The organism is Syntrophomonas zehnderi OL-4, assembly GCF_000983115.1.
Lineage (GTDB): Bacteria > Bacillota > Syntrophomonadia > Syntrophomonadales > Syntrophomonadaceae > Syntrophomonas_B > Syntrophomonas_B zehnderi.
In genome coordinates this window covers 51,615-64,935 of record NZ_CGIH01000049.1, presented here as the reverse complement: position 1 = coordinate 64,935, position 13,321 = coordinate 51,615, and the positions used below count along the sequence as shown (strand labels likewise).

11 protein-coding genes and 1 riboswitch are annotated in these 13,321 nt (G+C 45.1%); of the genes, 7 read left to right on the top strand and 4 right to left on the bottom strand.

Annotation, left to right across the window (positions count from 1 at the left end; translation table 11 throughout):
• The first annotated feature begins 611 nt into the window (after positions 1-611).
• Positions 612-860, top strand: a complete 249-nt coding sequence (locus AAV90_RS12925; RefSeq protein WP_046499854.1) for a hypothetical protein — start codon at positions 612-614, stop codon at positions 858-860.
• Between the two features lie 67 nt (positions 861-927).
• On the opposite strand, the gene AAV90_RS12920 is transcribed toward AAV90_RS12925, so the two are convergent.
• The 4 genes from AAV90_RS12920 to AAV90_RS12905 form a co-directional block, all read right to left on the bottom strand.
• Positions 928-1,938 (bottom strand): sodium:calcium antiporter, encoded by a 1,011-nt coding sequence (locus AAV90_RS12920; RefSeq protein ID WP_046499852.1) that lies wholly within the window; start codon positions 1,936-1,938, stop codon positions 928-930.
• 22 nt (positions 1,939-1,960) lie between these two features.
• Positions 1,961-2,734, bottom strand: coding sequence for a histidinol-phosphatase HisJ family protein (locus AAV90_RS12915; protein ID WP_046499850.1), 774 nt, complete (start codon positions 2,732-2,734; stop codon positions 1,961-1,963).
• A gap of 83 nt (positions 2,735-2,817) precedes the next feature.
• On the bottom strand, positions 2,818-3,576 hold the full coding sequence (locus tag AAV90_RS12910; RefSeq protein WP_046499848.1) for an SDR family NAD(P)-dependent oxidoreductase: 759 nt from the start codon (positions 3,574-3,576) through the stop codon (positions 2,818-2,820).
• 59 nt (positions 3,577-3,635) lie between these two features.
• Positions 3,636-5,456: an ASKHA domain-containing protein gene (locus AAV90_RS12905; RefSeq protein ID WP_046499845.1), complete on the bottom strand. Its 1,821-nt coding sequence runs from the start codon at positions 5,454-5,456 to the stop codon at positions 3,636-3,638.
• A 400-nt stretch (positions 5,457-5,856) separates the two neighbouring features.
• Positions 5,857-5,976: riboswitch (molybdenum cofactor riboswitch) on the top strand.
• A 120-nt stretch (positions 5,977-6,096) separates the two neighbouring features.
• Between AAV90_RS12905 and fdhF the strand changes: the two genes are divergently transcribed.
• The 6 genes from fdhF to AAV90_RS12870 all read left to right on the top strand — a co-directional run.
• A complete protein-coding gene (gene fdhF / locus AAV90_RS14690) occupies positions 6,097-8,775 on the top strand; it encodes a formate dehydrogenase subunit alpha (RefSeq protein ID WP_157609579.1) in 2,679 nt (892 codons plus the stop codon).
• Between the two features lie 9 nt (positions 8,776-8,784).
• Complete coding sequence (locus AAV90_RS12890) at positions 8,785-9,816, top strand: molybdopterin-binding protein (protein WP_046499839.1); 1,032 nt, start codon at positions 8,785-8,787, stop codon at positions 9,814-9,816.
• A gap of 17 nt (positions 9,817-9,833) precedes the next feature.
• Positions 9,834-11,045 carry a molybdopterin molybdotransferase MoeA gene (locus AAV90_RS12885; RefSeq protein WP_046499838.1) on the top strand — a complete coding sequence of 404 codons (1,212 nt, stop codon included), beginning with the start codon at positions 9,834-9,836 and terminating at the stop codon, positions 11,043-11,045.
• A gap of 91 nt (positions 11,046-11,136) precedes the next feature.
• A complete protein-coding gene (locus tag AAV90_RS12880) occupies positions 11,137-11,583 on the top strand; it encodes an NADH-quinone oxidoreductase subunit NuoE family protein (RefSeq protein ID WP_046499836.1) in 447 nt (148 codons plus the stop codon).
• 21 nt (positions 11,584-11,604) lie between these two features.
• Positions 11,605-12,828 (top strand): NADH-quinone oxidoreductase subunit NuoF, encoded by a 1,224-nt coding sequence (gene nuoF, locus AAV90_RS12875; RefSeq protein WP_046499834.1) that lies wholly within the window; start codon positions 11,605-11,607, stop codon positions 12,826-12,828.
• A gap of 205 nt (positions 12,829-13,033) precedes the next feature.
• A partial coding sequence (locus AAV90_RS12870; RefSeq protein WP_046499883.1) for a formate/nitrite transporter family protein occupies positions 13,034-13,321 on the top strand: 288 nt, incomplete at its 3' end.

Here is a 13,321-nt window from a genome sequence, read left to right as displayed (position 1 = left end):
AGATAGCAATACGCAGTCGCTGGCTGCATAACTTAAATCTATCGGGTTTTAAAAGAACAAAATACTTTGAAGGGGGTACTATGTCCTTTTTCGGAAATTGTCATAGTCTGACTGTTATATCTTAGCCAACATGGTAATAAATGTTATTGCTAATTATAACAGATAGCTTTGACTTATCTTTTTTCGAATATTTTTTTGAATTATGCAAAAGTCTCAAATAAAAAAAACCTGAACGGAACATAAAAACCCGGATGATAAAATCATCCGGGTTTTTATGTTGCCTGTTTTTAGCCGTCTGGTTAAAATATGCCAGAATATCTTTAATTATTGCTCCCATACTATCATTATCACGTTTTGCAATTATTATCTCAGGTTGTTATGATGATATCATAACAACCTATTAGGTTAATATGTTGTGTTGAACGGTTATCAAATTCGAGAGGGGGTCGCAGCTAATGTTAGGATTAATGGCTGCCTTGGCTATTGGTGCAACTTTTATTACCGGCACGATTAGCACCGTTTATATTTTTAAAAAAGTATGGTTGGAATCGTAATCAAAAACTGGCAATACCGTGTCTGATCCTTTTTAAAAGACAAATGGAGGTGTTATTATGACAGAATTACAAAAGCTTTTTCTAATTTACACCTGCCTGTATTTTGTAATTAAAGGCGCACTATTCCTAAGCTTTTATGTTGTACTAATTATGCTGGAACGACAAGCCCGCATAAAACATGCTAAATGCAAAGCCCTGCTGGCTCAGCAAAGAAGCAGCGAACAAGCTAGATGGAAAATTGCCTATGACCTTTTTAATAAACGTACCAGCAGTGAAAACCCAGCTCTGTTAAAAGAAGCCGTGTAGATCCAATTAAAGGGAGGGAAAAAGAAAAAACCGGAACTTGGTTCCGGCTTTCTTTTTTTTATAGTTTTTATACGATGATCTTCTGGAAAACTGCGACCAGGAAAACTATATAAAAGATACCGCTTATCAGCAGCATGGTTGCACTAACATGCTTTTTGGCAACCAATTCTATATATAAAAGTGCCGCGGCAGATATTGCTAAAATGGCTGATACCAGGGCGGAGGAAGTTAGTTGCCAGTCGGTCAAAAAGATGCCCAAGGCCGGTATCAATGAACTCTGAAATACCATGGCACCAGTAATGTTTCCCAAGGCCAAGGTATCTTTGCTTCTTGATATCCAGATTACGCTGTTGAACTTTTCCGGTAATTCGGTTGCAATAGGGGTAATAATAATAGATAATACGAAGGCGTGTATCCCGTAGTACGCAGCCACATCACTTACTGAGTTCACAAACAGGTTGGCACCCACTATAATCAGAGTCAATGCGAGTAATACCTGAATCGTTACGCGATAGAGCGGAGGATTTTCATACTTCCTGGCAAAATAACAAACCGGCATTTCGCTTTCCTCATCCAGATCACGTTCCTGGGTCAGCATTTCATACACGTACCATATATAAGAGAAAACCATAAACCCAGCTATGATTAATTGCCAATGTCTTAACTCCGGGGGCAGCGTTCCGGCTAATACCGCCGCAGTAAAGACGATAATAAAAAATCCCAGGTCGCGGCTCATGGTGGAGTAATCGGCTACTACCTTGGTACCATTAATCCTTTTGCGACGGAAAATAATTACCGCTGCCCCAGTAACAAACATGGCCAGGGTAGCCAACATCAAGGGCGCTCCCAAAATTGCACCTATGCCAATGGCATGCCCATCTGATTCCCGATTAAAAAGCAGCGCAATGATTGGTATTATGGTTTCCGGCAGGGCTGTACCCACCGCGGCCAAAACACTGCCTACCGCACCTTCCGAAAGATTAAAGAGCTTCCCTAACCATTCAACCCCATTAACGAACAGTTCGGCGGCTAAAAGTATTATTCCCAAACTAATCAATAGAAAAGCAATTGAATTCATGCAGTAAATAATCTCCTTTATGCTAGAATTGTATTGGCGTTAGGGTCTTATGATGCCTGATAAACGTAACCATATACCTATACCCCGCGCTCCAGGCTGACACATATGCTTCTTTTAAGCCTTCCCCCATTTGCTCGGGGTGATGAGCATCCGAACCGAAAGTAATGGGAATATTTCTTGCAAACATCATTTTTAAAAGATCAAAAGCAGGATATAACTCTCCCACAGGTTTTCTTAATCCGGCACTGTTTATTTCCACTGCCATATTAGCTTGATGTATTACATTCAAGACCGGCTGCATATACGAGGCGGACTTTTTTCGGCGGGGGCGGTCTCCCCAGATTTTAACCAGATCAAGATGGCCCACAATATCAAACAACCCGGACTGGATCATATCGATTAACACCTCGGTATAACGGGCATATACGGCATCTATATCCCGTTGGGAATATTCATACCTGTAATCAGGATGATCAAAGGCCCATCCATCCAGAAAATGCACCGAGCCTATCGTGTAATCATATTCAAAACCATTAACCAGCTCTTTTAAACGGGATTCCTGTCCAGGTATATAATCTACTTCTATTCCCAAACGAAGATTAATCTCGCGCAATCGTTGAATTTTTACTGCTTCATATGTGTGCAGGTCAACTTTGGATATAAGCTCATCATGTTCGCTGAAGCCCATTTCCCTAATCCCCTTACCTAAGGCTTGGTCGATAAAGGAATTCAGCCATTCCTTACTATACGTATATTCGCCGTGGGCCAGGGCATGTACATGATAATCAACCAGCATTTATTTTGATTTCTCCTATCCAACAAGGGACGGGTTGCTTGACGGCACAGCTGTCGTCAATATCCCCGTCCCCCTAAATAATCTTAAACGTAGCAGGATAATCCACCGTCTACCATAAAGACATTACCGGTTAACCAAGCTGAATCATCTGAAGCGAAAAATACTATGGTTCCATTCATATCATCAGGATAACCTACTCTTTTCATAGGGAAAAGCCGATTTAACCTATCCATTTTGCCCGCTGCTTCCAAGCGGTCGACTTCAGCTTGCATCATGGGTGTTATAATATGGGATGGACAGATACAGTTGACCCTGATCTCCGGCCCGAGTTCGGCAGCCATTGCCCGACTTAATTGAACCACCCCGCCTTTCATGGCACAGTAAGCGGTTGAATTAGCACTTCCCAAAACCCCCAGTATGGATGATATATTAATAATGCTGCCTCCGCCATCTTCTTTCAGCAAAGGCACCAAAGCCTGGCTCATAGCAAAAACACTGCGCAGATCCACCTGATACAATTCATCCAGATCCTCCAGGGTCGTTTTCATGAAAGGTTTACGCATTGCTGAGCCGGCATTATTTACCAAAATATCGGCCCGTCCCCAGCGTTTTTGCAACAGCTCAACGGCTTGCTGAATCTGGTCTACATCAGTAACATCGGTTGGACAGGCCAACGCCTCCCCACCTGCCTCTTCAATAATTGCTACGGTTTCATTCAGAGGATCAGGACGGCGTCCTAAAACCATTACTCTGGCCCCTTCTGCAGCCAAAGCAATAGCCGCTCCCTGACCGATACCGGTTCCACCGCCGGTAACCAAAGCAACCTTGCCATTTAATTTCATTACTTATACTCCCCTCATTAATTAATTAGACCCGCGTTTTTTACTTATAGGTCCAAAAACTAGAAGTTAAGGTTGTTTAAAAAAACGTCCTGAAAATCTGCCTGATCGGCTAATTCTATATACGCTACTTTGTTTTTAAGCTTGCTTGCTTCATTAATAATATCTGTGGACATCAAAGCTAGAATTGCTCCCTGGGCTGCAGCATTGCCTATATTCTTAACCTTGGAGGAATCTATGGTTGGCAGCAGCCCAATCCTGATTAAGTTTTCAGCATCCAGATAGGAACCAAAAGCCCCGGCCATATATATGTGCTCCAGATCTGCCGGTTTTAGGCGAGCCTGGCGCAGGAGAATATCAATCGCAGTTCTAATAGCACCTTTGGCCAATTGCACCTGTCGAATATCCTCCTGGTTTAATACTACCGGAGTACCGGTTAACGATTCTTCTGCCGTTATAATTACAATCTCCTGTCCCCTGCTTCCTTCCCGTACCGGAAAGTAGCGGGAAGACATGGAGGTAAGATTACCCCCTGGGCTGATACAGTCAGTGGCAAGCAAAACAGACAGCAAATCAATTATACCTGATCCGCAGATTCCCCGCGAGCGTCCTTCGCCGATAGTCGTAAAATCAATTTTTCCATCCTGGTAGTAAAAATGATCTATGGCCCCTGATCCAGCCCGCATACCGCTGCTTAAGGCTCCGCCCTCAAAAGCCGGGCCGGCCGCAGCCGAACTGGCCCACATCTGCCCTTTGTGACCCAATACTATTTCGCCGTTGGTACCGATATCAATCAATAAAAATGTACTCTGCAGACAATTGCCCAGGGTTAGCAAGCATGCGGTCGTATCTGCTCCAACGAAACCTCCCAGTTGGGGCAAAATCTGCATTACTGCCAGATTACTGACATTTAAGCCCAGATCAGCAGCCCTGGTACTAAAGCCGCCTGTAAACAAACCTGTAAACGGAGTCGTTCCAAAACCGGAGACATCAAGTCCTAACAGAAAATGCAACATAACGGGGTTGCCGACTGCACTAACTTTGAAGATTCTATGCGCAGATAAACCGCTTTCCTTTAACATATCATCTATCATGGCATTTAGATTGTTTATTAAAACTGTGTGCAGAGATTCGGCCGCTTCATTGCCCGTTTGGGAATACGTTATGCGCGAGATGATATCTTCACCATAAATCCTCTGCATATTGGTTTGCGAGGCCATTGCAAGCACCGCCCCGGTTTCCAAATCCAACAGGGCCGCAAAAAGGCTGGTTGTTCCCAGATCCAGAGCCAACCCGTAAAGACCCTGCGGTTCCCGTTCCACCAGGCGTATTTCCCGGCGGTCAAAAAGGACTGCATATAATTCTAAAGTCGGCCGGCCGGGACGATCTACCTTGTTTAGTTCATTAAGATTACCCGGGCTTAGATTTAATATATATTCTGGGAGGGCAGTTTGTATGCGATCATATAGCGGAACCGCCTGGTCGTTGAGTCGCCCGGGTATAAAAATATATTTATAGTCAACCCCGCTATGACCAGTAGAGTTGGGATTATATTTAAGCACTCTGCTTTTAGCATCATGCCCAGTCGGCATTATATCAAGATAAATAGTAATATCGCCTTTAACCACAGAATAGCAGGCCAAGCGCACGCCCTGCCTGATTTCTTCCGACATCAGATATTCCTGTTCTAAGGCCTCCATATCGCTGACCGCACCTTGCACCCGGACTTTGCATTTGCCGCAGTTTCCTTTGCCTGCACAGGAACCAGCGACATCATAACCCATCATTTCTAAAACCTGATATACATTTTTGCCTGCCAGGGTCCAAAAGCTATGTTCACCCGCATTAGCTTCAACCACTTTAACCCGACATTGTTCCGACATAATCTCACCTTAAATGATTGTTTTCCAAATACCCTTACGCCAGGGCCAACAATACCTAATCCAGGAAATTCGCCCGATGGAAACAGCTTTTTATTTCCGAAATTTCATTACAGGAAATAGCACCGAAGTTATTATACCATAACCTGCCGTTAATAAAATTACCTCCTGTTGTTAGTCTTATTGTTGTTTTGTATACTTATCTTGTTTTTATACTTTTAATTATTATACTTTTTATTAGTTTATGTAACCTTTTGTATTAGATGGGAATAAGCGGCTTAAATTAATATAATTTGCAGGTTTTTCTTGAGTTGTGTAGAAGATATAGAATAAGTTATTTATTATAATTATCATTATTTTTTCATTATGTTGTATTTTTATACATGTAGGACTCCGCTAAAAAAAACATATAAAACTCCGAGTTGATCTGCCTAAAGTTTACGCCACGGCAAATTAACCGATAGGGTAAATCCGGAAACGGTTTTGCCTCCCTTGCTTGGAAAGGAGTTTGGGTCGAATAAAGACCAGTGGGCCTTTGGTTAAATAGGTCGTCTTAACCTGAAGGGTCATTCTAAAACATCTCCTGAGTGGCAGGAGATGTTTTTTACTGGTCACTTTAAAAATTTTAGAGGGAGTGATGGAAGTGAACCTAGTGAAACTGAACATTAACGGAAAGGAGGTTGAAGCTCCGCAAGGCAGTACCATCCTGCAGGCAGCTGAACTAGCTGGCATTGAAATTCCCAGGCTTTGCTATGACCCGGAGTTAAGCAAAATGGGTTCCTGCCGCTTATGCGTGGTCGAAGTAAAAGGAAACCGTCTTCTGCCGGCTTCCTGTGTGACCCCAATATCCCCTGGAATGGAAGTACAGACCGAATCCCCCGCGGTGGTGGAAGCGCGAAAAACCATCCTGGAGTTATTAATTGCCAATCATCCCCTGGATTGTCTTACCTGTGACAAGCTTGGAGATTGCAAGCTGGCCGACTATTGTTATGAGTATGGTGTCAAAGAAAGCCCTTATGTGGGCGAAAAACATAATTATGCCATCGATAACAGCAATCCTTTTATTATTCGGGATCTTAACAAGTGTATTCTGTGCGGAGCCTGCGTAAGGGCCTGTGAAGAAATGACCGGACAGGATAATCTATCCTATTTGCACCGTGGTTTTCATCGCAAGGCTACTACGGCTGCCGATGTGCCTTATATTGAATCAGATTGCGTATTCTGTGGGCAATGTGTTGCTGTCTGTCCTACCGGAGCTCTAACCGAAAAGACTATGGCCGGAAAAGCCCGCCGTTTTAATATCGATCGGGTACAAACCACATGCCCCTTCTGTGGTACAGGTTGCAACTTCGACCTGGCTGTAAAAGACGGTAAGGTTATCGGTGTATTGTCCAACCCTGAAGCGCCAGTAAATGGACGTTCTCTTTGTGTTAAGGGTCGCTTTGGCTGGGACTTTATCTATAATGAAAAAAGGCTCACCCAACCCTTGATTAAGAAAAACGGCCAGTTTGTGGAAGCTTCATGGGATGAAGCCTTTGATCTAATTGCCCTGCGTTTTAATGAAATTAAAGAAAAATATGGTCCTGACTCCTTTGCTGCTTTAAGCTCAGCTCGTTGTACCAATGAAGAAAACTACCTGGTACAAAAATTTACCCGCGCCTATATGGGTACTAATAATGTAGACCATTGCGCCCGTACCTGACACGCACCTACCGTAGCCGGTCTGGCTACAACTTTTGGCAGTGGTGCTATGACCAATCCTATAAACGAAATAACCGATGAGTGCGAAATGATGCTTTTAATCGGAACCAACGCAACTGAAGCTCACCCGATTATCGGTTACAAAATGAGACAAGCGGCTCGCCGGGGAGCCAAAATGGTTGTCTGTGATCCCCGCCACATTGACCTGGTAGACGAGGCTGATTATTGGCTGCGCCAAAAGCCAGGCACCGACATACCTCTTCTTAACGGTTTAATGCATATCATTATTAAAGAAGGCCTGGAAGATAAGAAATTTATCGCAGAACGTACCGAGAATTATGAAGAACTAAAAGAGATTGTCGCAAGTTACACCCCCGAACGGGTTGCAGAACTTACTGGTGTGTCAGCCGATGATCTTTATGCGGTTGCTCGTCTTTATGCTACCACTGACAAGGCTATGATTTTCTATACCCTGGGAATAACTGAACATATTTGCGGAACCCGCAACGTAATGAGCATTGCAAATTTAGCCATGTTAACCGGGCATTTAGGCCGCCCCGGAACCGGCGTATGTCCGATGCGCGGTCAGAACAATGTTCAGGGTGCCTGTGATATGGGAGCTTTGCCCAACGTTTATCCGGGCTATCAAAGCGTAACCGTGGAAGCCAATCAGGAGAAATTTGAAAAGGCCTGGGGAGGTAAGATTCCAGCCAAAGTAGGCTTAAAAATTCCAGAAATGTTTGAGGCAGCCCATGAAGGCAAGGTAAAATCCATGTATATTTTAGGCGAAAACCCGGTATTGACTGATCCTGATACCAACCACATCCGGGCTGCTCTTAGCAATTTGGATTTCCTGGTTGTACAGGAACTGTTTTTGACAGAAACAGCAGAATATGCGGATGTAGTTCTGCCTGCTGCCAGTTTTGCTGAATGTAATGGCACCTTTACCAATACTGAGCGACGGGTGCAAAGAGTCCGTAAAGCCATTGAACCCATACCCGGCCAGGCTAACTGGGAAACTATTTGCCAGATGGTTACCCGCATGGGCTATCCCATGAATTACGAAAGCCCCCGGGAGATTTGGGCTGAAATGGCATCTCTTACTCCTTCTATGAAAGGGATAAACTATGGTAGACTCGAAAACGAGAGCCTGCAGTGGCCTTGTCCCAGCACTGATCATCCCGGCACTCCTTTCCTGCATGCCGGCAAGTTTACGCGCGGACTAGGACTATTCCAGCCCTCTGAACATATACCACCTGGTGAAATGCCGGACGAGGAATACCCCTTCCTGCTTTCCACCGGCAGAATACTATATCACTATAACGTCACTACTCCTTATTCAAAGGGTATCAGTAGTATTTGGGATAAAGAAATGGCTGAGGTCAATCCCTTGGATGCGGAAAAACTAGGACTAGTTACGGGCAGTCAGGTAAAAGTTTCCTCGCGCCGAGGTGAAGCTATTACCGCTGTTAAGGTAACCGATCGGGTATTGCCGGGAGTAATCTGGATGTCATTCCATTATACCGCGACCCCGACTAATGCTCTGACCAGTCATCATCTGGATCCGATCACCGGAACCGGAGAATATAAGGTAGCTGCAGTAAAAATCGAAAAAATTTAGGAGGCCGCTATGCGCAAGGTACCGGTAGAGGCATCAGTAGGCATGATGTTAGGTTATGACATTACCAAAATAATCCCCGGAAGCAAAAAATACCGGGCATTTCACCGGGGACATGTTATAACTGCTGAAGATGTACCCAAACTTAAGGATATGGGCAAGGAACATATATATATCTGGGAAGCCCATGATTCTTTGGTACATGAGGATGAAGCTGCCCTGCTGATAGCTCAAAACGCAGTCGGAGTAGGTTTGGGTTTAAGCCAGCCGAATCAAGGCCGAATCAACATTAGAGCTGAATACGATGGTCTTCTCAAGGTAAATGTAGAACAGCTGAACCGTCTGAACAACCTGGACGATATTGTATTTGCGACCCTGCATAGTGACCGGGTAGTCGTAAAAGGTCAGATCGTAGCTGGTACAAGGGTGGTTCCCTTGACGATTAAGCGCGATACTTTGGATGAAGCCATAAGCGAGTGTTCTCAATCAACTCCCTTATTAATGATCAAACCCTTTCAGGAATTATGGACGGGCGTGGTAACAACAGGATCAGAAGTTAACAGCGGACGCATACAGGATGGCTTTGGCAAAGTCATTCGTCAGAAAATAGCTCCCTTTGGCGGACGTTGGCTGGGACAGGTCATTGTTCCGGATGATCCCCATTTGATTACCCAAGAGATCCAGAACTTTATAACCGAAGGGGCTCAATTAGTATTGGTTACGGGCGGCATGTCGGTTGATGCTGATGATGCCAGTCCTATCGGTATAAAAGACAGCGGAGCCGAAGTAGTCTTTTATGGTGCTCCTATATTGCCTGGTTCCCAGTTTATGCTGGCTTATCAGGGGCACGTGCCGATTTGCGGTATTCCTGCAGGAGCAGTATTTAGCCGCAAAACCACTCTGGATCTTTTGCTGCCCAGGATATTTGCCGGAGATGTTATTAGCCGATCGGATATTGTGGCCATGGGACATGGCGGTCTTTGTGAAGAATGTGCCATTTGTCACTTTCCCCAGTGCCCTTTTGGAAAAGCCAGTAAGTTCTAGGATAGGAGGATTACAGTTTGCTAGTTAATATTACTCCAGAAGAAGCTCAACAGCAAATTCTCAACCACAGTCGCTTATTATCCGAAGAACAATTACCTTTGCTGGAAGCTGCCAATCGGATCAGTTCCAGGGAGATTATTGCTGATACCAACCTTCCGCCCTATGCTCAGTCAGCGGTGGATGGTTACGCATTGGCCGAAAAACCTGCCAACGGCAAGGATACTTATTGGCTAAACGGATACTTAAAGGCTAATGATAATACCCTTGTACCCATTCAAGAGGGACAGGCTGTAGGTGTTTTCACCGGAGGGAATATTCCCCTGGAAACCTGGGCGGTAGTACCCCATGAAAGGACTATTACCAATAATAACCATATGCAAGTGACGGAAATAATAAAAGCAGGCAACAACATTAAAAAAGTCGGCGAAGACTATGCTCAAGGTGACCAGCTGGTTGCCCGCGCATCCCTGCTTACCCCGGCTCATCTCAGCCTACTGGCTGCCTACGGGCAGAAAAACGTAGTTGTTTACCGCAAACCACAGATAGCTGTGCTTAGTCTAAGCGGGAATGTTGTTCCGGTGGATATGATTCCTGCGCCCGGTCAAATTCGAGATAGCAATGGCCCTTTGCTGGGAGCACTGATCCAAAAGGATGGTGGCACGGTAGTAAGCATGCAAACTTCCTTTGGAAAAACACGTCTCGAGCTTAAAAGATGGGCTTTAAGCATTTTGGATCAGATTGATGTCATGGTCGTCATCGGGGGAACTTACGCCGCAACGGATAATGAAGCCCGTTTGTTAATGGAGGAAATAGGCGCCAAGATACTTTACTGGGGTGTTGATATCCAACCCGGAAGCCACACGGGAGCATCACTATTAGATTCTCGCCTGATTATAGGCCTTTCCGGCAATCCGGCGGCTTGCGCAGTAGGCTATCAATTATTTGTAGCGCCGGCACTGCGAGCTATGCAGGGTTTATCACCCTACCCCAAATACCTAACCGCCATATGCAGTAACGGCTTTCCCAAAAAAACCGGTTCGCGCAGATTTGTACGGGGACAGGCTGATTGGAACGAGAATGGCCTGCAGGTAACTGTCCTGCCAGGCCAGAAGCCTAGTATGATACGCTCTTTATTTAACTGTAATGCCTTAATTGATTTACCCGCCGGCAGTCCGCCGGTAGAAGCAGGCTCTAATGTATCGATTTTGTGGCTTGATTCCACATTTTGAAGCCATATTTTACTGTTGTCTATAACCGGTACAGATAACCTAGTTTACGGCCTTTTATTGGCTTTATTTAAAAGACGGAGGTGACGGGATAATGGCAAACTACCAGGAGATTATAGATACCTATAAGGATCTGCCTGGCGGACTGATTGAAGCCTACCACGCGATTCAGCGTGAATATAGTTATATACCTGAGGAAGCAGTGTTTGCTGCTGCCCAGGCTTTCAACATCCCGAAGGCAGAGGCCTACGGGGTAGCGACATTCTATTCCTATCTCAAAGTCGGAAAACGTGGTAAAAACGTCATTCGTATCTGTGAGAGTGCACCCTGCCATATTGCCGGAGCTGACAAGGTCGTTGCAGCTTTGGAAAAAGAACTGGGCATAAAAATGGGCGAATCGACTGCAGATGGAGTTTTTGCCCTGGAATTTGCGGAGTGTGTGGGTCAATGCCAGGCTACTCCGGTAATTACCGTGAACTGCAAACCGTATTTTGATGTTACTCCAGAAAAAATACCAACTATTCTGGCTGAATACAAATAAATAAAGAAAGGAGGTTAGATTGTGGCTGAAGAAATGCGCATCGTGTTACGTAACCTGGACAAAATAGATCCCTTAAAAATTGATGATTATTTGGCTGTGGGAGGCTACAAGTCACTTCAGAAAGCCCGCACTATGAGTCGGCTCGAGGTTATTGAAGAAGTCAAAAAATCCGGTCTGCGCGGACGCGGCGGAGCTGGCTTCAATTGCGGCATGAAATGGAGTTTTTCATATAATATTGACAGCGATCAAAAATATGTAGTCTGCAACGCTGATGAAGGCGAACCCGGCACATACAAAGACCGTATTATAATGGAAAATGATCCTCAAACCTTATTGGAAGGTATGGCTATCTGCGGTTATGCGATTGGTTCCAATAAGGGTTACATCTATTGCCGGGGCGAGTATCCTTATGTCGTGGAAATACTCAACCAGGCAATTGCTCAAGCCAAGGGAAAAGGTGTTTTGGGCGACTTTGACATTGAGGTCAGAATGGGAGCCGGAGCTTACGTCTGCGGTGAAGAAAGTGCTTTAATTGAATCCATCGAAGGACACCGTGGTGAGCCGCGTTTTAAACCACCGTTTCCCCCGGTGGAAGGCCTGTGGGGTAAACCCACTATTGTAAATAATGTGGAAACCTTTGCCAATATACCGGTTATTTTGGAAAAGGGCGGGGATTGGTACAAAGGTATTGGGGCCGCTTCCTATCCCGGAACCAAGGTTTTAACCCTGACCGGGGATGTTGTTAACCGGACCTTTGTCGAAGTGCCCACTAACACGACTATCCGCGAAGTGATTTATGGTTTCGGCGGCGGTATCATAGGCGGCAAGAATTTTAAGGCGGTTCAGATTGGCGGTACTTCAGGCGGTTTTATTCCTGAAGCCTTCCTGGATACTCCGATTGACTTTGATTCCATGACCGCAATTGGTGCGGTATTAGGCTCAGGGGCGGTATTTGTTATGGATGAAACCCGGGATATAGTGGATGTAGTTGAACGCATCGCCAAATTTTTTGAACATGAATCCTGCGGCAAATGTACCCCCTGCCGGGAGGGTACCAAACGCATGCATGAAATGATGCATAATGTCAATTCGGGAACAGCTCGAGCTGGTGATCTGGATTTGATGGAAAAACTGGGCGGTGTTATGGGGGTAGCCTGTCTCTGTGGTTTAGGTCAGGCAGCTCCGGCTCCGGTTTTAACCACCCTGAAGCACTTTCGGACTGATTATGCAGCTAAGTTTAATTAGAAAATTGGTTTTTAGACACTGTTTGGTTAAGTTTACGCTGATGATAGGTAGATAAAATAGTCGGCGTAAATCAGGGGTCAAGAATCTTATTCCTTTGCTCCCATCTTTACAAATGCTAGATTTTGCAGCCATGGGGGTTTAGGATAGCTTCAGAAACGGGTTACTTGAATAAAATGTATTTTAAAATTGAGAGGGGAAATAATAAATGAATTTTCTAACACCTGCTGAAATAGCGGTGGCAGTATGCAATGCCGGTAAAGCTAAAGCCGAAATGGCATTAGGCAAATTAATAATGTTAGGCATCCTGGCCGGGGTATATATCGGATTTGGAGCCAACCTGGCAACCAAGATAGGAGCAGCCACCGATGCCGGTTCATCAGCGAATGTATTTTTATTTGGCGCCGTCTTCTCGGTCGGCCTGATGCTGGTCGTAATCGCCGGGGCAGAACTTTTTACCGGCAACAACATGGCCTGTATGGCCGCCGTTTTAAAC